At 54.6% G+C, this 19,477-nt stretch carries 22 protein-coding genes and 2 pseudogenes; 21 read left to right on the plus strand and 3 right to left on the minus strand.

The window, feature by feature from the left end; genetic code table 11:
* Positions 1-15: 15 nt before the first annotated feature.
* The 15 genes and pseudogenes from Q1A53_RS18285 to Q1A53_RS18350 all read left to right on the plus strand — a co-directional run bounded on the left by Q1A53_RS18285 (position 16) and on the right by Q1A53_RS18350 (position 12,015).
* Positions 16-237, plus strand: coding sequence for a hypothetical protein (locus Q1A53_RS18285; RefSeq protein WP_299969198.1), 222 nt, complete (start codon positions 16-18; stop codon positions 235-237).
* Entirely contained in the window at positions 234-1,253 is a 1,020-nt protein-coding gene (locus tag Q1A53_RS18290; RefSeq protein WP_299969200.1) for a TniQ family protein, read from the plus strand. The genes Q1A53_RS18285 and Q1A53_RS18290 overlap by 4 nt, the downstream gene beginning before the upstream one ends.
* Before the next feature lie 344 nt (positions 1,254-1,597).
* Positions 1,598-1,732: a hypothetical protein gene (locus tag Q1A53_RS18295; protein WP_299969441.1), complete on the plus strand. Its 135-nt coding sequence runs from the start codon at positions 1,598-1,600 to the stop codon at positions 1,730-1,732.
* Positions 1,733-1,781: 49 nt separating this feature from the next.
* Positions 1,782-2,114, plus strand: a pseudogene (locus tag Q1A53_RS18300) (SMC-Scp complex subunit ScpB); the annotation flags it as partial.
* Positions 2,115-2,135: 21 nt separating this feature from the next.
* Complete coding sequence (locus Q1A53_RS18305; RefSeq protein ID WP_299969443.1) at positions 2,136-3,266, plus strand: lytic murein transglycosylase; 1,131 nt, start codon at positions 2,136-2,138, stop codon at positions 3,264-3,266.
* A 335-nt stretch (positions 3,267-3,601) separates the two neighbouring features.
* Complete coding sequence (locus Q1A53_RS23430) at positions 3,602-3,757, plus strand: hypothetical protein (protein WP_366872899.1); 156 nt, start codon at positions 3,602-3,604, stop codon at positions 3,755-3,757.
* A 66-nt stretch (positions 3,758-3,823) separates the two neighbouring features.
* Positions 3,824-4,078 carry an SMC-Scp complex subunit ScpB gene (locus tag Q1A53_RS23435; RefSeq protein ID WP_366872901.1) on the plus strand — a complete coding sequence of 85 codons (255 nt, stop codon included), beginning with the start codon at positions 3,824-3,826 and terminating at the stop codon, positions 4,076-4,078.
* A gap of 66 nt (positions 4,079-4,144) precedes the next feature.
* Positions 4,145-4,744, plus strand: coding sequence for a DUF433 domain-containing protein (locus Q1A53_RS18315; RefSeq protein WP_299969202.1), 600 nt, complete (start codon positions 4,145-4,147; stop codon positions 4,742-4,744).
* Between the two features lie 9 nt (positions 4,745-4,753).
* Positions 4,754-5,134: a DUF5615 family PIN-like protein gene (locus Q1A53_RS18320; protein ID WP_299969204.1), complete on the plus strand. Its 381-nt coding sequence runs from the start codon at positions 4,754-4,756 to the stop codon at positions 5,132-5,134.
* Between the two features lie 140 nt (positions 5,135-5,274).
* Complete coding sequence (locus Q1A53_RS18325; RefSeq protein WP_299969445.1) at positions 5,275-6,582, plus strand: ABC-three component system protein; 1,308 nt, start codon at positions 5,275-5,277, stop codon at positions 6,580-6,582.
* A complete protein-coding gene (locus tag Q1A53_RS18330; protein ID WP_299969208.1) occupies positions 6,579-7,085 on the plus strand; it encodes an ABC-three component system middle component 5 in 507 nt (168 codons plus the stop codon). Before Q1A53_RS18325 ends, Q1A53_RS18330 begins: the two co-directional genes overlap by 4 nt.
* Complete coding sequence (locus Q1A53_RS18335; RefSeq protein WP_299969210.1) at positions 7,027-8,982, plus strand: AAA family ATPase; 1,956 nt, start codon at positions 7,027-7,029, stop codon at positions 8,980-8,982. The genes Q1A53_RS18330 and Q1A53_RS18335 overlap by 59 nt, the downstream gene beginning before the upstream one ends.
* A 170-nt stretch (positions 8,983-9,152) precedes the next feature.
* The gene (locus tag Q1A53_RS18340; RefSeq protein ID WP_299969212.1) at positions 9,153-10,190 is read left to right on the plus strand and encodes a PIN domain-containing protein; all 1,038 of its coding nucleotides are present in this window, start codon (positions 9,153-9,155) and stop codon (positions 10,188-10,190) included.
* 130 nt (positions 10,191-10,320) lie between these two features.
* The gene (locus tag Q1A53_RS18345) at positions 10,321-10,899 is read left to right on the plus strand and encodes a poly-gamma-glutamate hydrolase family protein (RefSeq protein ID WP_299969214.1); all 579 of its coding nucleotides are present in this window, start codon (positions 10,321-10,323) and stop codon (positions 10,897-10,899) included.
* Between the two features lie 147 nt (positions 10,900-11,046).
* A complete protein-coding gene (locus tag Q1A53_RS18350; protein ID WP_299969216.1) occupies positions 11,047-12,015 on the plus strand; it encodes a hypothetical protein in 969 nt (322 codons plus the stop codon).
* A 309-nt stretch (positions 12,016-12,324) separates the two neighbouring features.
* Here Q1A53_RS18350 and Q1A53_RS18355 read toward each other — a convergent pair whose 3' ends face one another.
* The 3 genes from Q1A53_RS18355 to Q1A53_RS18365 form a co-directional block, all read right to left on the minus strand.
* On the minus strand, positions 12,325-13,344 hold the full coding sequence (locus tag Q1A53_RS18355; RefSeq protein ID WP_299969218.1) for an IS110 family transposase: 1,020 nt from the start codon (positions 13,342-13,344) through the stop codon (positions 12,325-12,327).
* A 484-nt stretch (positions 13,345-13,828) separates the two neighbouring features.
* On the minus strand, positions 13,829-14,782 hold the full coding sequence (locus Q1A53_RS18360; protein WP_299969220.1) for a hypothetical protein: 954 nt from the start codon (positions 14,780-14,782) through the stop codon (positions 13,829-13,831).
* 10 nt (positions 14,783-14,792) lie between these two features.
* On the minus strand, positions 14,793-15,374 hold the full coding sequence (locus tag Q1A53_RS18365) for a hypothetical protein (RefSeq protein ID WP_299969222.1): 582 nt from the start codon (positions 15,372-15,374) through the stop codon (positions 14,793-14,795).
* A gap of 531 nt (positions 15,375-15,905) precedes the next feature.
* Here Q1A53_RS18365 and Q1A53_RS18370 point away from each other — a divergent pair.
* The 6 genes and pseudogenes from Q1A53_RS18370 (at position 15,906) to Q1A53_RS18395 (ending at position 19,474) form a co-directional block, all read left to right on the plus strand.
* Positions 15,906-16,394 (plus strand): hypothetical protein, encoded by a 489-nt coding sequence (locus Q1A53_RS18370; RefSeq protein ID WP_299969224.1) that lies wholly within the window; start codon positions 15,906-15,908, stop codon positions 16,392-16,394.
* 184 nt (positions 16,395-16,578) lie between these two features.
* Positions 16,579-16,872 (plus strand): annotated as a pseudogene (locus Q1A53_RS18375) (integrase core domain-containing protein); the annotation flags it as partial.
* A gap of 44 nt (positions 16,873-16,916) precedes the next feature.
* A complete protein-coding gene (locus Q1A53_RS18380) occupies positions 16,917-17,099 on the plus strand; it encodes a hypothetical protein (protein ID WP_299969226.1) in 183 nt (60 codons plus the stop codon).
* 630 nt (positions 17,100-17,729) lie between these two features.
* Complete coding sequence (locus tag Q1A53_RS18385; RefSeq protein WP_299969228.1) at positions 17,730-17,897, plus strand: hypothetical protein; 168 nt, start codon at positions 17,730-17,732, stop codon at positions 17,895-17,897.
* A gap of 326 nt (positions 17,898-18,223) precedes the next feature.
* A complete protein-coding gene (locus Q1A53_RS18390) occupies positions 18,224-18,823 on the plus strand; it encodes a hypothetical protein (RefSeq protein WP_299969230.1) in 600 nt (199 codons plus the stop codon).
* Positions 18,824-18,913: 90 nt separating this feature from the next.
* Entirely contained in the window at positions 18,914-19,474 is a 561-nt protein-coding gene (locus Q1A53_RS18395; RefSeq protein ID WP_299969232.1) for a hypothetical protein, read from the plus strand.
* The last annotated feature ends 3 nt before the right edge of the window (positions 19,475-19,477 follow it).

Below are 19,477 nucleotides of genomic sequence, written 5' to 3' on the forward strand. Positions count from 1 at the left end.
GATTTCACCGGGCTGATGAGCACGCTCATCCGCAGCTTGCCGCTTAGGCGTGAAAGCGACATCGACGACAAGGCGCTCATGCGCATTCTCAAGGTGACCGGCGGGATCACCTCCGGCATCTTTTCCATCATGTCGCAGTTGGCGATCGCCGCCATCGAGAGCGGCGAGGAACGGATCATGTCCCGCGATGTGCTAAGCGGCGGCCGGTTACAAGCTGTCCTCGGAGAATCGGTATGACAGGGCATGGGCGCCTGCCTGTTGTGTTCCCGCCCGAGCCCGACGAACGCCTGTCCTCCTGGATCGCGCGTCTGGTGCCCATTTACGCGATGACCGTGCCGGAGTTTCTCAGCGCACTCGGGCTGCCCGGTCGCGATATCTTTGATTTAGAATGGCGTCTCATGGAAGGGGAGGGGCCTCTGGTTGGCGCCCGGACCGGGCTTTCATCCGAGGCGTTGCAGGCGATGACGTTCCGGGATCTGATGCCTGACGCACGCATGTTGATCGCGCGCCGGCATGGCCGCCGATGCCCGGCGTGCGCATCAGACATTCACTTGAAAACCACGGCGCTGCCCTGGGTCTTTCGCTGTCAGGTTCATGGGACGGACCTGCAGGATGCCGCAGGCGGCACGCTCGCGGACACATTAGGTGTCGAAGTCATGGCGACGCTCGAAGCACCTGCGAAGGTAGGTGCATCGCTCCTCGAGGCTTGGTCAAGTGGGGAAGAACAGAACGGCTTCGGTCCGGTCGAGATGTTGGCCCTGCTGACGGCACTGCACCGACGCGCGTCGCCGCCATCCGTGACCGAGCAGCCGCGCATGCCGCTAGGTGCGCGGAGACACTATCACGAATTCCTCACGGCACCGATTACGCGCCAGGCACTGCCGGTCGTCGTCCCCGAATACGATCGGGTGGCCCCGGTGCTGACGAAGCCGGTTTTGCCCGGGCTGCACGGCCTCGCCCAGGGCTCGCTGTTGAAGTCCTTTGCGCTTACCGTCGGCATCGGTCGGATCGCTGAAGACCCCGTGGCACGAGCGATAGACGTGCTACTCGCTGGCGATACGGACGGCCAGGTCAGGGTCCGGGCGGCGCTCAGCTTATGGCCTCTCTCGTTGAGGAGACGTATCTCGGCCCGGTTCTGGCGTGCTGAGCGCGACGAGAGAGATCGCCAGGTCGCAGAAAAGGCCGCGAAACGACGCCAGTCTCACAAATACCGGCGCGTCCAGTCTCATCAATACCGCTCGAGAATCTCATGAACCCCGGTTCGTTTCTCAGGGAAGTGCTTGAATCTCAAGAATTCCGGTTATCCGACACAAAAAATCGCTGAATTTTCTGACCGTGTTTCACCGTACCGCCAAAAGTCCGATAAGGCAACCTTATTGGACATAGCGAGGAACTGCAGGGTGGGGCGGTTTATACAGTATATGGTAGCGGAAAGCGCTGCCGTGGGATAGTCTTGTGGCGTGACCTATGTCTGACACCGCCTGATCGAAGATCGCGAGACCGTACCCCAGATGCCGTCCTGGGTCACCTCAGGACGGCCCGAAACCCTGAATATGTGGCCTTTTTGTCGGGCGCGGCGCTGAGCCATCTGCAACTTGTGTTGCACCGAGAGGACGTCCCCCAGTACTTGCTGCGCGAGTGCCTGGCGCTGCGCGCCGCACAGGTCTGCGTGCGGCATCAGGGGCGCATCGGACGGGCTCCAGAGCTACGCGACGTGGCGGGGCTTCCGTAGCCCGACGAACGGCGACCCTCAGGCGAGATCTATCTTTCCTGGAAGCGCGCGGTCGTTCGAGACAGTCGAGGTCGTGGGGTGGTGGATACGGCGGACAGAGCCCGTCTATGCGCCTGCCATTCGGGAGGCAGTGGATGTCGTCGTTCAGGACCTCGATCTGCGTTAGTACGACCTCGCCGTTCTCGCCGCCATTGCCTATCACCGGCCGGTCATCCGGGACCTGATTGGACAGTTGCGCGCGCGCGGGGTAATCAGGACTGGACCGCGGTCGCCGGGGCGTGGTGCGCCGTACACATTCGGGACGACGGAGAAGTGCCTCGTGGGGTTTGACCTTGAGGCGCTGCAAGACTTGCCGGATCGGGAGCAACTGGACGATGCCGGGACTAACGGAGGAGGCGACAGAATGAGTGTAAGCCGACGTTGGGTGGTGCAGGCACTGGGCGCGTGCGCGCTCGGTGCCTGTGGTAACGCACCAGTCGGCGGCTCCAGCGTGTCCGGGTTGCCCGCCGACCTGCGACCTCAGCCCAATGCCGCCTATGACGCCTGGGTCCAGGTGTTTCGGCAGCGGGCCCTGCGGCGTGGTGTGTCGCAGGACACGCTTGCGCGCGGATTTCGGGGCACGGGTTATCTGCCCGGTGTGGTCACGCGGGACCGGAACCAGCCCGAGACGCGTCGCACGCTGGAGGATTATCTGAGCATTGCCGTTTCGGATGAGCGTGTGGCGCTTGGTCGAGAGGCCCTCAGGCAGAACGCCGCCCTGCTGGCTCGGATCGAGGCGCGGTATGGCGTGCCGGCGCCGGTTGTGACGGCGATCTGGGGGCTAGAGAGCTTTTATGGCGCGCGGCGTGGTGATGTGCCGGTGGTGTCCGCGACCTCGACCCTGGCGTTTGATGGGCGGCGTGGCGCGTTTTTCGAAGAACAGCTGACGACTGCATTGAAGATTTTGCAGGCGGGCGAGGTCAGCGCGGACCGTCTGCGCGGCTCCTGGGCCGGTGCGATGGGTCATACACAGTTCATCCCGACGTCCTACACGGCTTTTGCGGTGGACTTCGATGGGGACGGTCGGCGCGATGTCTGGTCGGATGATCCGACGGATGCGTTGGCCTCTGCCGCTGCGTATCTGTCGCGCAACGGGTGGCGGCGGGGACTGAGCTGGGGGCGCGAAGGCACATCGGGCGGGCGCGTGATCCAGCCGCAGGCCGGGGGTCCGCGCTTTGCGGTGACGGCGAATTTTGCGGTCATCAAGCGCTACAACAACTCCGATAGCTATGCGATTGGCGTCGGTCATTTGGCCGACCGCATCGCGGGGGGTGGCCCGTTGCGTGGAGGGTTTCCGCCAGACGCCTATGGTCTGACGAAGGAGGACCGTATCGCGTTGCAGCGCGGGCTGACGGCGCGCGGCTTTGACACGGGTGGCGCGGACGGCGTGATCGGATCGAAGACTCGGGCGGCGATCACGGCCTATCAGCGGCAGGCCGGCCTTGCCCCGACAGGAGATCCGTCGCTTGGGCTTTTGACGCAGGTGCGGGGGTAGGGGTATATTGCGCTGCGGATGTGTTGCCGTTCAGGACGCAATGGGTTGAGCCCATTGATCTTCAGATGGCCAAGCTCTTGCGCTACGGTGGTAAGTTGTCGTGGTCGTAACCGCGCACGGTATCGGGCGTTGCAAGTCTGGTAATACTGGCGGGTGTTTCGTGCGGTATCTAACGGACAAATTGTGTGGCTCCTAACGGACATTTGGTGACACTTCTCTTAGGCATCTCGTGAGATGACTGACCTCGATGATTTTCTGCCGCGCCACCTGACGTCAGAGTTGCGCGATGCCCTGGCCTCCTCGCGGGTGTTTATACAAGGCCGAAGTGGGTGTGCGTGGCCTCGCCAGTCAGCCGCGACTACCCGGCGCGCGTGGTGGGGCAGGGGGCGTCGGTCGAGATTCTGATCGACGACATCCAGACAGAGTTGATTGGCCGTCCCTATAAGCTGGCCCAAGTTGTGGGTGGCTCGATGTTTCGGACAAAAACCTAGCTCGCCGATGCCATCAAGGCGGCGGCCGATCTTGGCGAGCAGTTACTCGCCTTCACGGAGATGGAGATGGGGGTGCTCTGCGCCATCGCGTATCACCAGCCCATCGACCGGGCGGGCCATAAGGACATCTTCGGCAAGGAGGTCAGCCGCGATCTGCTCGCCCGGCTGCGCTACAAGGATCTGATCGCCTCTGGGCCACGGTCGCCGCGACCCGGGGCACCACATACTTTCGTAACGATGGAAACGTTCCTCGTGCCCTTCGATCTACAGAGCTTGCAGGACCTGCCCGAGTTGGAGTTGGACTCTCGTGATATTGGGTGATTCCTACCCTTGAAATCTTGACAAATTAACTGCCTCTTGTTATCTATCCCCTCGAAGGGATAGATTATGCCGACGCAAGTATCAGCAGACCTCACAATCAAAGAAGCCGCACATCTTGCTGGAGTTGCTCCAAGGCGGATCGAGAAGGATTGCGAAGAAGGTATTGTTCCAAGGCGTAAGACAAAGCTTTGGATGCGCAAGACCGTGGCTGCACATGTGCCGATGCATGCGGTTGCTTATGCACGCGCCATGCAGTCTCTCGATGGTATCAAGATGGAAAAGAAATCGAAGCGTCTGGTTTGGAAGTTCCTGCGAAACTCGAAGACTGACAAGTTTGGGGCTTTGGAGCTCTCGCCGGGCCTGACACTTCACCTTGAACCGCTCGTCACTGAGGTTTGGGATCGAACACGTGTCTATCTTGAAACCAGGCATGAGCACTTGGCCGTAGATCCAGATATCTTGGGCGGTGAGCCGATCCTGAAAGGGACGCGCATTACCTGCCAATCCGTTCTCGGGCGCATCGAAGGTGGCGAAACCTTGGACGATCTCGTCGAGGACTATCCCGGGATCAGTAAGGAGGCGTTCGAGGCGGCACTCGTCTATGCGAAGGCGCATCCGCCGCGGGGAAGACCCAGTGCTGGCAAACCTTGGCGTAAGGCCTCATAAGCCTCATCGATGCGGCTGTTTCTGGACGAATGCCTGTCACCGCGCGTGGCGAACGAGCTCATGGCGGAGGAAGGCTACTATGTCGTCCATCCGCGCAATCAGGGTGGGCTCGGTGAAGCAGATCATACCGTGCTCGCCCGTTGCATCGAACATGACCTCATCATTGTCACAGAGAACGCGCGCGACTTCCGTGCACTGGCGTCGCGCACCGACATACACCCGGGCATGATCATCTTACCCTGCCTCGGTAGGGTTCAGGCGAAGGCGCTCATCAAAGTTGCCATTGATTATCTGGAGGAACTCGGCGAACCGGCCAACGTGATGGTGAATAAGGTTTTGGAGGCGGAGGCCGACGGGACAATGATGCTCTACGATCTGCCAGAAGGGTAGAATGGGGGTGCAGTCTGCAGGTCACTTTATCTCGGGCGACCTGTCAGAGAGGGCGGGAAGCAGAAGTTCGCTGCGGAAACAGTATGAACACAGCGTTCCTCGAAAAAGCGGACATTCATTGAGTCTTTCACTTGGGTGATGTGGCTGCTCCTCGCACCACGCTGGCAAACTTCCATAAAATGCAGATGCTGGGTTGGCGCTCCACTATATGTTGTGCAAAAGTAAGGAAAACAATCGAGATTGATTTTCCAGTGCCAGAAGAAGTTTCATTCAAGATTGTTCATTGCCCCGAACAAGCGTTGCTCGATGTGGTTTTCGTACACGGGCTGACTGGAGATCCCGAAAAAACCTGGACTTCGAAAGAAGGCTATTGGCCTGCCTGGGTGGCAGAAGACCACCCTGACATTCGTGTGTGCACGTTTGGGTATCCGTCCAGCAAACTCAAGAAATGGATCAATAAAGAACTCGACATCTTTGAACTGGCCAAACTGGCAACAGAATTTCTTTGCGGAAACGAAGTTTGCCAACGCCCCGTGATCTTTGTCGCCCACAGCCTTGGTGGGATCATCACAAAGTTGCTACTGAACCATTGCCACGGATCCAGCGACGAACAAGCCGCCGCTCTTGCAGCTCGGACGGTGCGTGTATTGTTCCTGGCAACACCGCATTCCGCTCCACCGCTGCCGAGCGTTGTTAAGAAAGAACTTCCAGGTTGGTCTTCGTCTCACATCACTGCATTGTCCGGCGAGACCACCGTCCTAGAGAACATCCGCGAGGCTTACGGAAAGTATGTGGCGAGCAACGAAAACCTTAAGAACGTTGCATATTACGAGTCGCAGAAGCTGTCGGGGGTCGTTCAGGTAGTTCCTATGAACTGCGCCAACCCAGGGATCAGTGGTACCGACCCAATTCCGATTGAGGCTGACCACATCAACATTTGTAAGCCGCAGTCCAAGGAAAGCGCCATTTACACCAGCGTGAACAGGCACATCGGACAGGCAAAAAAGCTCGCTGCTGACAAGCCGGAGCTGAGCGATCATCAGACCCAGATCGCAGCGGAAGGATATTCTGACAAAGCGGAATATGACCGCAGAGACTTGTGGGAAAAAATGAACGCCGCCGATCGCGAAAATAGATACACCTATGCAAACAGCCGTCAAAATGGTTTTGCACGAAAGTATATGAGCCTTGGTTTGCAGCCAGGCACGCGTGCTGACTACGACCTCCTCCTAAGCGAAGTTGAGCAGCGCTTTCAGTCGCAAGTTTACTTTCCATTGGTCTGCAAAGGAGCGACAGAAGAGGAAATTGACAGCGCCGTTCAAGATAAGGTCATCGAACCCCTCGCCAACAAACAGATCGGAAGTACGACTTTTGGTGCGACGAACATACAAAGCGCCATCTTTTTCCTCACGGAACAGTGCCACATACGTTGGGACGCCGAACAATGAAGTCCCGACTTTGGTACCCTCAATTGGATGTTGCATCAGCGGCAAGAAGGTTCCTTAGAATTCTTGATCACTGGCAGGGTGCAGCACTGTCCGTCGAACGGCTATTTGTGTTTGACTATTTTATTGCAACGCCTGCTTTGATCGGCGACATAAAGATGACAAATGCGTATCGCAAAAGGTATGGCGAGCTTGGCCTTCCCAGGAAGAAGGATGAATTTGTCATCTTCCCCCCAGCAACTTTACTTTTTCATTCGATGACGCCCATACAGAAACGCGCGCTTGTTTCTCTCGTCGCGAAGAAAGTTCTGAGCAAGGAAAGTTATGATGCTGGCTCTGTTGCCTTGACAGCAATTGGTCAACAGACTGCGAGCGAATTGTCAGATGTCCACAAAGGAGAAGCCGAAACTCTCGCATTGGATTTTATGGCTAGCCTAATGGCCACGGATGAATTCGCTTCAAAATCTGATCTTAGAAGCAGAACAGGGCTCCGATACTATGACTGACCTTGATCATAGTTTCTTGAGGTTGGAGAGGCTTCGCGTAATGGCGCGTGGCAAGCCCGTTTACGACCAAGAATTTCATGCCGGGGTTAATATCATCCGAGGAGAGAATAGTGTTGGGAAATCCACCATCGCTGATTTCATCTTCTTTATTCTTGGTGGTGAGTTTAAGGAGTGGAAGCCTGCGACAGCACGTGTCGAGGAAGTTCAAGCACAGATTGCGACTCCACGTGGAAAGCTTTCATTGCGGCGAGAAAAGGTCGAAGGGCGCCCTCCAATCTGGGTGTACTTTGGAGACATTGAAACTGGAGGAGAGCACGGTATTGAAGGTTGGGAGAAGTACCCAATTTACCGCGGGCAAAGCAACTTGAGCTTCACAGAGGTCCTTTTCCGCTCAATGCTTTTGCCTGAAGCTCAAAGCGACGGCGCTTCAAACATCACAAGCCATCAACTTCTACGCCTTCTATATTCCGATCAACGAACACCAGCGCCCCGACTTTTTCGCTTTGAGAGTTTCGACAAAGCCACCATCAGAACTGCTGTTGGAGACCTAGTCTGCGGCATTCGAAGTTTTGAGTTGTTCGAAGTTGAGCTTCGAATTCGGGAACTCGAGACTCGGTTCGCGGCAGTTGATAGCAAGTGGTCCGCGTTGCTTAACTCGTTCCCCGATCAGATCGGCGTTACCGTGGCGGCGATCCAGAACGAGATTGACAGCCTAGAGAAAGAGAAAAGCAAGCTTACTTCCGAAATCGAAAGCGTGGATGACGCGGTCGATAGTGACCGGAATGCGAGTTTTCTCAACGACAGAAAGCAGGCAGTAGCCAACCTACAGAAGCTTCGCCAAAACTTGGCCACCACTTCGCGCAAAGTGGAGAGTAGCAAGCTAGAACAGATGGAGTTGAACAGGTTCATAGATCATCTCAACCATTCACTCTCGATACTTGAAAGCGCCGAACGCACCGCGCAGGTGCTTGGCAGTATAGAGTTTTCACATTGTCCTTCGTGCCTACAATCCCTTCCAACTGAAGTAGTCGACGACACTTGCCATTTATGTGGGCAAGAGATTGATCAAGAGGAATCGGCTAGCAGGTATAACTACATACGTGTTGATATTGAGCTTCAGATCAAGGAGTCGCGCCAATTGCTGGCGCAAGAGCTTCAAGGTTTTGGCGACGCCAAACGGCACTACAACAAGTTGCAAAGAAACTACGAGCAGCAAACTACAGAATTTGCATTGAAGTTCGAGATGAGCAACTCGCCCCGAGAAGCATTTTTGGCGGAACGGTACAGTGCGATTGGCCGGATTGACAAAGAGCTCGAACAGCTTCGGCGAAGCATTCAGCGAGCGGCAGAGCTAGACGAGCTTTCAGCAGAAAAAGAACGCCTGAATTCAGATCTTACGCGCGCGAAAGATCAAAGAACGACGTTGCAGAAAGCGGCGGCGAGGCGTCGGAGTAGCGCTCTCCGCCTCGTGTCTTCCAAGGCTGCAGGAATTCTCCGTATGGATGACAGTGGCGCACAGGAAGAGTTTAAGGTCGCAGACCACGTCGATCTGAGCTTTGAAGATGATGCGATTTTGCTCGACGGCTTGGCAAATTTCTCTGAGAGCAGCAACGTCTTCCTCAAGAACGCTGCAATACTTGGCCTCCACCTCGCGGCCTGTGCGGATACAGATTTCTTCCATCCGAGGTTCGCTCTATTCGACAACATTGAAGACAAGGGTATGACGCCATCGCGGAGCCACCGTTTTCAAGAGCTCATTGTAAAGCTCACGACGGAAACCACCTTGCCCAACCAGGTCATATTCACGACTTCAATGATGAATCCAGAGCTTGAACTGGAAGACTACGTAATTGGCCCCCACTACACTGAGGACAATAAGACTCTCGATTTCAGCTGAATGACTTTGATGTTGCACTTGGCATGGGTCGCTTCAAGAATCTAATTCGCAAGCGGTATTCTACGCGTTGGCATAGAGCTATCGTACTTGACCTTCCCCAGCGACTTGGACCCGTTTGATCCAAAGTCGACCCGCTGGGTTTAGGGACCAACTACCGAGGGGCAATGGGAATGGCAGTTTCGCTCTACAGGGTGATGATCGACACCAGTGTTTGGTTGGACATGGCTGGGAGCTATCGGGCAGCACCACTGGTTCGTGCTCTACACGAGATGTGTGATAACGCTCAGCTGGAAATAATTGTGCCGGACATCGTCCGTGAAGAGTTCTCCCGAAACAAGGATAGGGTGGCTACACAATCCACGAAGGCACTGCAGTCGCATCTAAAATCGCTCCGTTACGCCCTGAGAGGACATGCGGACCAAGGCACGGCTAAGAAGGCACAGGATGTCCTACAGGATTTAGATTTTTCAAACGCAACCCAAGAAAGCAGCATAGTGGATCAGGTGCAGGAGTTGATGGATCACGGCGAGAATATCAATGTTGAGACTTCCGTTTTCCACCGTGCAAGGGCGGCAAATCGCTCCTTGTATGGTGAAGCACCTTGCCATCGTAACAAAGGCAGCATCGCCGATGCCATCCTCTTCGAGCTGTATGATGAAATGCGACAGGAACTTGTAAGAGATCACATGGCATTCGGTTTCGCGACGACCAATCATACCGATTTCAGTGATCCCCGAGGCGACAACCGAACGCCGCATCCAGAGCTGGCTCACGCTTTTAGTGAGCGGTCTCATTACATCTTGGACATAGGCAAATTCGTCGAAAAGATAGACCCCGGCGCACTTGAGTTGGGGGATCTCGAACTAGGCTATAGCCCTGAATTCAGAACGCTGGGGGAGCTGACCGAGGCGGAGAACCTTCTTTTCCGAAAAGTTTGGTATAACCGACAAATGGACCTTCGCTACCGCGTGGAGCAGGGAATTACGAAGGTAGTGCCGGAGGCTGACTACTCTCGAAGCCCGTACAGATCGGACCAGATACTTGATTCTGTCTGGGAAGGGGCACTTGCTGCTGGCGAACGAACTCGTCAGGAGGTAGGGGTCGAAAATCTTGGGCCGTGGGATGATTTCGATTGGGGTATGCTGAATGGCAAGCTCTCCGCTCTGCGTTGGGTATTGGGTGACGAATGGGACATGCTAGACACTTAACGCCACGGGGTCCTTTTCCTACTCGTGTCAGTGGTCGACTGCGAGCGCTAGTATGCGGCAGCAGCCTCGGACACTTTTGAACGTTTTGTTGAGTTTTTACGCTAACTGGAAGAGTGTCAGAGGGTGAATAATGGCGAAAGACAAGTATTCTAGTTTTGGCGAACTTTATCTTTTCGAGAAAGATGGGGACGATTTTCAAAAGCAAGCCGTGAAGAGAGCTTCGGATTGCTTAATCATGGCGCCTCATGGAGGCAAAATTGAGCCTGGAACGTCTGAGTTAGCTAAAGCCGTGGCACGCGAAGACCATTCGCTATACCTGTTTGAGGGCATTCGCAAAAGGCCTCACAGTGATTTGCACATAACGTCTCATAAGTACGACGATCAGGAAGCGATCCAGATTGTTAGTGAGCACGCGGTCGTAGTCGCTTTCCATGGTCGCAGAGACCGCGAAGATCCCACGACCGTTCATGTTGGAGGGCTGGATGCGGCGACCAGAGACGCCATAATCGAAGAGCTTAGATTGGAAGGTTTTGATGCTGCCGTTGGGTACGGTGAGCTTGCTGGAGAGCATAAGAATAACATCTGCAATAGAGGCAGCCGATCACTAGGTGTGCAACTTGAAATTCCGAAGTCCCTCCGCGTTGATCTGCTTTCGGAGCCCAAGCTTTTCAACAAATTCTCCAGCGCCGTGCGGAAAGCCATCGTCTAGCGACTAGGAATGGACTGCATGCGCTACTCGTTCGAAATTATCCACAAGCTGTTTTTCGCATTTGCAGCGAACGGCCGGAGTGCCGGGGCGGAGCGGAATGCGGTATGAGCAGTGAATAAACGGTTTGGACCGGGGGAGCTTAACAGTATGTCTGAACCGAGCATTGCACAGGCAAACACCACAGCATTTAAGACGTTCAGCAACACGCACGAAGAGTTTGGAAATGCCCTAAAAGTTGTAAGTGTAGGGCTTTCACTGGTCACCGAAGAAATCCAAGCTGGAACGTCGCCAGAAGCGCTTTGGTCGCGAGTAGGATTGCTAACTGAAAAATGGGGCACGGTGCCACTATTGTCTGGTACGATCACAGAGACAGCCTATTTTGAAATCGCAAATCTTGGACTCGCCAGGAGCTTTTCGGCTTTTGACAGGTTCTTAGTTGATGCCGACGCGGAGCTGACGAGTCTTGAGTCTCACAGCTTCCTTTCACCTTCACAGTTCTCGACTCAGGAGACTTCTGGGATCGAGACGGTCGATGAACCGGGTTTGTCGCTCGAACGCTTTTACGTCCGCCGCGGGTTCGACAGGTCTAGAGTTGCCTTTGTCGCTCCTGTGTTCGATTATTACAGGTCCGCGCGGAACTGCATAATCCATCGGAGCGGTGTTGCGAGTTCGGAAATGGAGTCCTTAGCAAAATCTTCAAGGCTAGCCGAAGCACTTCATAGCTGGGTAGAACACACCAGCGAACATGGTCCCCTAAAACTCAAAGAGTTTGAAGAAGGGGAGATCATCAAATTCGACTACTTCGATGCGATACTGTGTTCGTCAATCCTGCGGCGTTTGGCTCTTGATATTAACGAGCAAGCAGTGCCACTGATGGGGATCAAGGGGTTAACCTTTCTCGCTGCAAAGCACTGTATGAGCTTGTGGAATGCTGGCACTTACGCATCCGAGCATCTAACTGCATCAAAGGCAATCGCCTCACATCTCTCACAGGTCAACCGAGTTGTTGGCGTTGGGTGGAAAGCAGTTGAACCACAGCTGAATCGATTGGGAATTCTGGGAGATTGCAACAGATCTTTCGAACGCCGACTTAAGAGTGACCAAGAGTCCCGATAGATTGCAGGTATGCCAAGGTCCGGTTTGAAGTGCTGCGTTGCAGCAAATTGTCGTAGGCGCGAAGGTCCTGTGTGGATGGCTCCTGCATTGCAAGAGTTTTTTGTGATTGCGACGGTCTGTCAGTACAGTCGTGTGTCCGGCCTATTTGCGCGGCGATTGCCGCTGGCCATGATGAGTTCCGCGAGCAAGGTTCCTATCGGCTAAACGACCTCGAAGGCCGCGACATTCGTCGGAGTGTCCTTACTCTTGGTTGACTTCGTTTCGCATCATCACATCAAGCGTCTTGCATCTCTTGGCAGTTTGATCCGATCAGGCAATCGGCTGCCGGTATTCCTCGCGTTTCGTCAATAGCGCCCAAATGATGCGGGCAGACTTGTTGGCCATGGCGACCGTCGCCAGCCGGAAGGGTTTCTGGTCGAGTAGCTTCGCAGTCCAAATGTCCGCTTTCTCGGGTTTGTTCTTCGCCATCAGCGCACGGGACGTCATACCGACGATCAGCAGCTTTCGAACGTACCTGTCACCCTTCTTTGTAATGCGTCCGAGGCGCTCTCTCCCGCCACTTGATTTGTTCAATGGTGTGAGGCCCAGCCAAGCCGCCAAATCGCGTCCGGTCTCGAACTGTTTTGCATCACCAATGGTGGCGACAATTGCCGAAGCTGTGATCGGACCGATCCCCGGCATGCGCATCAACCGCCGTGCATCGGCATCCATCCAGGCGTGCTGCTCGATCAGCTTAGTCAGCCCATCGACCCGTGCATTGAGGCCGTTCAACTGGTTGCACATGACGCCGAGAATGCCGTCCGCGATCTCGGGCATTTCCAATTGCTCTTCGGTACCGTGCTCTTTGGCGAACTTGGACACAGCCTCGATGCCCGTGGGCAGGATGTGACCAAACTCACGCAGAATGCTGCGGATCATGTTCACCACTTGGGTGCGTTGTCGGACGACCAGATCTCGCGCTCTATGGATAGCAAGAACGGCCTGCTGGTCTTCCGTTTTGATCTCGACGAAGCGCATGGTGGGGCGACGCACAGCTTCGCAGATCGCTTCGGCATCGGCTGCATCGGTCTTGCCGCGCTTCACATAGGGTTTGACATAGGCGGCCGGCATCAACCGCACATCATGCCCGAGCTTGCTCAGCTCACGGCCCCAGTGATGCGCTGATCCACATGCCTCCATGCCCACAACGCATCGCGGCAATGTCTCGAAGAAGGCAAGCAGCTTCGCGCGTTTGATCTTCTTATTGATAATCTTGCGTCCGGTGGCCGAAACGCAGTGCACTTGAAAAACGTCCTTGGCCAAATCCAGGCCCACGGTCTTTACTGTCATTGGGTGGCTCCTTTCCTAACAGTCGATAACAACTGCACTTTGGCACGTTCGATGCCGGTGGAGCAGGAGCCATCCACCTCATCCGGATTGGGCCGCCCTCGACGTTGGGGGCCACGTCATTCGCTGAGATGCTGTATAACGTCCGCTGACCGTAGGGAACCCAAAGTGTCGAATGCTGCAAGTAAAAGGAAATGACAGCTTTTTTTAAGCCCTCGCTAAAAAGGCCGAACGGATAGCTGCTTTCATTGCGTCACGTGGCCCGGTCTCCTGTGACCGGCTTGTCGCCATCACCAAGTTCGAGGCTGGTGTGTTTCTCCCTTGTTCACAGACATCCTGTGATCATATCGGGAGCTCGACCTCAGTTCAGGGGTCAGCCCAATTACGCATGCTTTGGGCCGACCCCGAAGTTGCAACCTGCAACGCCGCAACATTTTGCTGTTAAAAGGGATGCTGTGGACATCCAACCGCAAGTCGCGACGCCGCACTACTCGACATAGATGCCCGCGGATGGTGGCCAGAAAGTGTCGTTGTCGACCATAATGCCACCATGCTTGAATTTCCCCCAGAAGGCTTGCCCGTCGACCGCGCCGAAGGTGAAATTGAGGCTTAGCGCCTCGCCCGGCGATAGAGCAGGGAGCTTAGCGAGCTCAAAGCTCACGCTCAAATTCCCACAAGCGTCTGGGCGGGTCTCTATCTCGGCCACCTGCTCATCGCCGTACTCTATGTCGTCCACGAGCGCTTCGAGGTCTCCGTCCACTTCGCGGAAGCGAACATTGACGCGAACGACATCTCCAATCGATGCATAAGGGCACCCGCCTTCGGAAGCGAAGAGTTCCAGGCTGGCCGGTTGAGTTCGCGTTGTCCTTGGATTGAAGAACTTCAGCCTAAGGGCGCGACCTCCATCGGTGAGCGTGACGAGTTCCAGTCGCTCAATCGAGACCCAATCAGGATCGGCGGCGGGATCAAGCTCAATAACCTGAGGTTCGCGAAGGACAACATAATGGTTGGGGTTGTTCGCCAGCGCGTCGCGCGCCGCGTCGAGTTGCTCCTGGAGCCCAATTAAAGACAACGACCTTTCTCTAGGACCGAAGGTGACTGTTATGCTTTTTGGAGCGCGACCAAGTCGCTCCAGCTCGCCCAAGTAGACGCAGTGACGGGTGTAGAGCTTGCCCTCTTCAACCACGGATCGCCCTATTTGGCCGTAACTCGTGTGTGTTTCGTTTCCGTCGTTCCAAGACTCGGCGCTCGAGCTTAGGCTTAAAAGGAAATTCTGTTGGTTAAAGGTCGCGTCGGCGAAGCCGTAGGCGGTAGTGACCTCAAGTACCGCACTACCCTGTCTCGGTTCGCAGGCGGGCAAGTTTTGCGCATAGCTCGGCGTCAGATAGAAAAGCTGGACGATTAGAAGGACGGACAATGTCACAAAATGGAACTTAAGCATATAAACACCATTAGTCTAAGTCGGTTTTCATTGAACTTCCGTCGGTGCAGGTCGCCTTAATTTTTTGTGGCCGGTAATGACGCCAGCGGTCCAGATCGATAGTCACCACACCGCCAGAGTCGACGGCGAGACAGCTTTCTACGGTTTGTCGCCCAAATGCGTCGATCAAGGTGGGACATTTCCGGCACGCAGAGGGCAGACGTGTTTGCTGAACCGCAATCGTGTAGGGCGGCTTCAAATGGCCGGCGAGCGCCTGCATTGGGGTCGCGACAGCCACTGCTACGGTCATCAGAACCAGCACAGTGATAAGAAAGGCGCCCCATGTATTCCTAAGAGCGTATAGCCAGGGATTGGCCCTCAGCTTTTTGCGGGCGTGTTCAAAGCTCGGGCGGGCAGTTTGTACATAGAGCCGGATTAGCAACACGACTGAGACGGCACATAAAATAAAAACAAATACATCACGCAAGACCGGGCTCGCGATTCTTTGCATGATCCCAGTGGCTAAGGTGACAAACGTCAAGATTGATCCAGTTGTAATCAGAACCGGGTTGTCCGTAATCAAACCTAGCAATTGCTCTAAAAAAGCTCTCAACTAAAACCGCCTCAATAAAACTCACTTTTCAGTAAGAATGCGACATTTTGTGAATATCTTCCAGCCTGAAATCTGTTCAACTTTCGGATCACCGTGCAGCTGGAGCGAAAGATCGCTAAGTCCGCACCTCGATGGTCTATCTCGGTTACAGCAAAAAACGGTTTTAATTTAGCACCTTAGACTGGCTATCAATGGCCGGTCTGGCGAGCCACACCGCAGCATGGCGAGCTCATGACGAGTGACCGCAATGGGCCGCTCCCGAAGGTACCCTGCGCCGAACACGTTGGTCAGTTTGCAAGCTGTGTTACGCTTTGCGCAAACTTCATGGTATGGATCAAATTGGACCTACATGGGTGTGATACGTGTATTGGCCTCGCCTATTTATCGCCGCCTTTGTCGCATATTGCCTGTGTGCGCCCGCCTCGGTGGGTGTCGCCGGAGCGGGAAATCAATCGCAAAAAGCCGGACTGATGTGGAACCGAACCGGTCTGCCCGCTCCAAGTCAAATCCCCCTCCGGTCACGATTACTATATGAAACTGGTCGATGTTGAGACCAATGAGGATGCGCTTGCGGCTTACATTGAAGCCGGACGGTTCTTCAAAGTGCTGGTCCCTCCAGGAACCTTTCATTTGAAATTCGCTTCAGGAACACGCTGGTACGGTGACCAAAAACTTTTCGGATCTGGGCAAAGGACTGCATTTTTTAAGCTGGATAAACCTCTGACCTTTGAGGTTCGCGGTATCGGAACCAAGGTGGGTCACCTGGTTGACTTGAGTGTTGGATCGGTGGGCGACACTGTGAAAGTTGATGTTCAAGAAGAAAGGATTTGTCAGACGCTTCGTCTACAAATCGAACGGCGCGATGAAGACCAAGAGGAGTTCCTCAACCATACCAGATCGCGCCACGGCAGAACCTATCACGATCCACGATTTCCTGAAAACGCAGAGGTGCGATTGGGACCGAAACGAAAACGAGGGTATGAACTGTCCTACAATGTACGCCAAAGGCGAGCTTGCTGATGATAGTAATGGCTCCCGATCAGGGTTGCTGAAAAGATGCTCATCCTCCATAGGCTGAGAGTATGCGGCGGTGAAGAGCTTTCTCAATCGCGCGAATGACACGTCGCAGTGTAGCATAGATCGGTGCAGTCCGGTGCGACCAACGGGGTACGAAGAAGCGTTGCATCAAAATGCTTGTCCGACACGCGAACTCACTGCGATCATGACCCGGCGAGGGAGGCCTAGAACGATTGTCAGCGACAACGGGACGGAACTGACCAGTATGGCAGTCCTCAGATGGTGCCAGGAAACGCAGATCGACTGGCACTATATCGCGCCTGGAAAGCCCATGCAGAACGCGTTCGTGGAAAGCTTCAACGGCAGCTTCCGCGACGAGCTTTTGAACGAAACCCTGTTCTCATCGCTGGCCGAGGCCCGTGAGAAGATCACACATTGGAAAGAGGACTATAACCGAAACAGACCACATTCATCCCTCGGCAAGCTGGGCGCGGCTTCTCGGTCGTCGCTTCTGAAGTGCGTGCTTTGGCACAGCTGTCGCAGGAGGCCGTGCACGAAATCAGCGAGGTCATCAATCAGAACACTCAAAGCGTCGAAGTCGGTGTTGAACAGGTCTCTTTGTCTCGAGAAGCAATTGAGGAGATCACGACTGGCGTCGAGGTTGCGGCGGAGCAGATATCTGAGATTGCGCTGGCGGTCGACCAATAATCGGTTGGTGTTGAAGAGGCTAATAGTGCCGTCAGATCCATCGACAAAACGGTCCAAATCAATGCGGCCTCGCTTGAGGAAATGACCGCTGCAAGTGTTGCGATGAGTTCGGAAGCTTCCACACTGACAAAAATACGTCATTCGTTCTTGGGGCTTTGCTATCGCAGCAACTATTCGCATTTACTGTTTCTTTGTCGCTGAGCTGAATGATCGGTCATTCGATTGCGCTGTTTAGCTTGTATCCAGAGCGAGACTGGGGCGACGCAACTTCTACGCCGCCCCGATCTTGGTCTCATCCAAACAAGAAGTTGGTGAACTCCGTTACATGTCGGTTTGCAGGGAATTGAGCGGTTCTGACGAGTTGCGCTGACGGCACCAAATGCGCACTTAGACCGCCGTAGCTTTCAGTTGGCCGATGTGCGCAGACTTACCGGATCGGGGCCGGCTTCAGTACGCGGGCACATAGTCCGGCCGCGACGAAGGTTGGATCGCAGGCCACAGCATGTGGCCTGGGTGCAACAGTGGCCGTCGCCGTCGTTAACCATGTTTTAGGTCAAAAAGGATTCTCGTTTCGCGGGAAGGATTTTGCCGTTAACTATTTCGTGATTGTGTTAACGAAGTGCCCTGCCCATGACGTCAGATACCTCCTTCCAACCGTCCGATATGGATGCTCAGACCTTCGGCTCTCCCATTGGTCAGATCTTTTGGCAGATGACGATTTCTGAGGCGCATAGCCATCTGCCGATCTGCGAGTTTGAGCAGCGCGTGTCTACCCTGCTGTTGCGTACAATGGTGTGAGAGTGAGATCGTTACTGACGAAGGAGATTTGCCGTGCCAGCCCGAAATCCTTTTGAAGACTATCGTCTCACGACAGATGTGATCGCGTTGGCTGTGCGGCGGTATGGGCGGTTCCCGCGATGGCATCTCAACTTGGATGATCGCATGGTGGGGTGCGAGATCGCCGTCGATACCCTGACGGCTTGTCGATCGTTGGATAAGTTCAGTCGCGGAGTCCAAAAGCGAAATATTGTAGGCATAACTGCTGGCTCGCTCCACAATGCCATGTTTATCAGGTCTGTGTGCAAGGCGGCTGCGGTAACATGAATGACCTAGAGGGCGTGACTATGGAACCACTCGTCGCTGTGGGCAGCGAACTTCCAAAATCAGTAAGTGAGCCAACTCCTCTGGTCGTAGAAAGCTATTCGCCAATGATCGATCGCTCGGCTGATCAACCTACTCCTGGCACTGCTGGGCTTAGGACTTTCCAAGTTTCAGAGTGTCATCGCACGCAAGTGAAAAAGCTGACCCGACGAGTGCATGAGGCGAGCCTGTTTGGCGACATCCTGTTTTCGAATGTAAAGTTCGATCGGTTCTTTGACCTGGCGATAGACCGGAACTCTAGACAGCACCTTGGTTTGGCCGTCAGTCTGGACGAGCGGGTGCTGGGGTGCTGCTATTGCTCAATTGGTGCATACTTCATTGGTGACGGCGGGCGCATCGTATCGGTCAACACGATATGCGTTGATCCGGATGTCTCGAAGAGATTGCTCGGCGGGAAGGTGGCGCTGCGGCTGGCAAAGGGCATCGAGACCTGGGCCGAGGCGCAACAGGCGACGCATATACTATATCATGTAACTGCTGGAATAGATGGCAGACGTGCAGATCGGTTCTTTCGACAAATCGGAATAGTAGCTGTGGGCGGAAACTATTGCCTAACGCTATAACAGGTAGGAAAAGAAAAACGAACGAACTTTGTGCTCCTTAGAAGTACCCTATTTTGCGTCTCATTAAAGAAGGAGAAGCGTCTAATTGCTATGAATAAGATGCACACCTCCCAAAATTGGTCAAGTTATTCCTCTTCTAAATGGATACTAAGACCCCTGGAGTGCTTGCTGCTCGCGCTTTCGTTAGCGATCTATGCGCCCAGAGAAGTATCAGCTGACCACGCAGCAGACATAGAGCGTATGTTCTCTTGGAATGAGAGAGGTGGTATGAATCTTGAAGGATTGAAAACTGTTACGGCGATCCTTGAGGCATGTAAACTTCAGATTGAGACGACGTTCAGTTTTCCAAATCCAGTATCGCACGGCTTAAAACGCAAAGTTGTCACAATCGACCTTGCCCGAGTTGAGACAGTAGAACAAAGCGAATATCTTGGTCGCTACTTGATTGAGCTTTACCCGCACGGATATGGAAGTATTTTCCGCGCACGTCGAGACCTGAACGTCCAAACCACTAGAGAAAATTGGGGTGGAGAGAGATCCAAGTCCGTTGAAGACGTTTCGCTTAATCTGTTTGTCCCCACACCCGGTCGCGATCGTGCCGCAGAAGTGTTGCAAAACTACACACGTACAAATTGTCCAGAAAGAGAATAACGA

The sequence above is a fragment of the uncultured Roseobacter sp. genome (genome assembly GCF_947496515.1).
Classification (GTDB): Bacteria; Pseudomonadota; Alphaproteobacteria; order Rhodobacterales; family Rhodobacteraceae; genus Roseobacter.

What these genes read in the sequence shown, in the direction of transcription:
- Q1A53_RS18335 (WP_299969210.1), top strand. Translation starts at nt 7,027, where the DNA reads ATGAATTCGCTTCAAAATCTGATCTTAGAAGCAGAACAGGGCTCCGAT.
- Q1A53_RS18340 (WP_299969212.1), top strand. Translation starts at nt 9,153, where the DNA reads ATGGCAGTTTCGCTCTACAGGGTGATGATCGACACCAGTGTTTGGTTG.
- Q1A53_RS18315 (WP_299969202.1), top strand. Translation starts at nt 4,145, where the DNA reads ATGCCGACGCAAGTATCAGCAGACCTCACAATCAAAGAAGCCGCACAT.
- Q1A53_RS18320 (WP_299969204.1), top strand. Translation starts at nt 4,754, where the DNA reads ATGCGGCTGTTTCTGGACGAATGCCTGTCACCGCGCGTGGCGAACGAG.
- Q1A53_RS18370 (WP_299969224.1), top strand. Translation starts at nt 15,906, where the DNA reads ATGAAACTGGTCGATGTTGAGACCAATGAGGATGCGCTTGCGGCTTAC.
- Q1A53_RS18360 (WP_299969220.1), bottom strand. Translation starts at nt 14,782, where the DNA reads ATGCTTAAGTTCCATTTTGTGACATTGTCCGTCCTTCTAATCGTCCAG.
- Q1A53_RS23435 (WP_366872901.1), top strand. Translation starts at nt 3,824, where the DNA reads ATGGGGGTGCTCTGCGCCATCGCGTATCACCAGCCCATCGACCGGGCG.
- Q1A53_RS18390 (WP_299969230.1), top strand. Translation starts at nt 18,224, where the DNA reads ATGGAACCACTCGTCGCTGTGGGCAGCGAACTTCCAAAATCAGTAAGT.
- Q1A53_RS18285 (WP_299969198.1), top strand. Translation starts at nt 16, where the DNA reads ATGAGCACGCTCATCCGCAGCTTGCCGCTTAGGCGTGAAAGCGACATC.
- Q1A53_RS18290 (WP_299969200.1), top strand. Translation starts at nt 234, where the DNA reads ATGACAGGGCATGGGCGCCTGCCTGTTGTGTTCCCGCCCGAGCCCGAC.
- Q1A53_RS18355 (WP_299969218.1), bottom strand. Translation starts at nt 13,344, where the DNA reads ATGACAGTAAAGACCGTGGGCCTGGATTTGGCCAAGGACGTTTTTCAA.
- Q1A53_RS18305 (WP_299969443.1), top strand. Translation starts at nt 2,136, where the DNA reads ATGAGTGTAAGCCGACGTTGGGTGGTGCAGGCACTGGGCGCGTGCGCG.
- Q1A53_RS18395 (WP_299969232.1), top strand. Translation starts at nt 18,914, where the DNA reads ATGAATAAGATGCACACCTCCCAAAATTGGTCAAGTTATTCCTCTTCT.
- Q1A53_RS18330 (WP_299969208.1), top strand. Translation starts at nt 6,579, where the DNA reads ATGAAGTCCCGACTTTGGTACCCTCAATTGGATGTTGCATCAGCGGCA.
- Q1A53_RS18345 (WP_299969214.1), top strand. Translation starts at nt 10,321, where the DNA reads ATGGCGAAAGACAAGTATTCTAGTTTTGGCGAACTTTATCTTTTCGAG.
- Q1A53_RS18385 (WP_299969228.1), top strand. Translation starts at nt 17,730, where the DNA reads ATGACGTCAGATACCTCCTTCCAACCGTCCGATATGGATGCTCAGACC.
- Q1A53_RS18350 (WP_299969216.1), top strand. Translation starts at nt 11,047, where the DNA reads ATGTCTGAACCGAGCATTGCACAGGCAAACACCACAGCATTTAAGACG.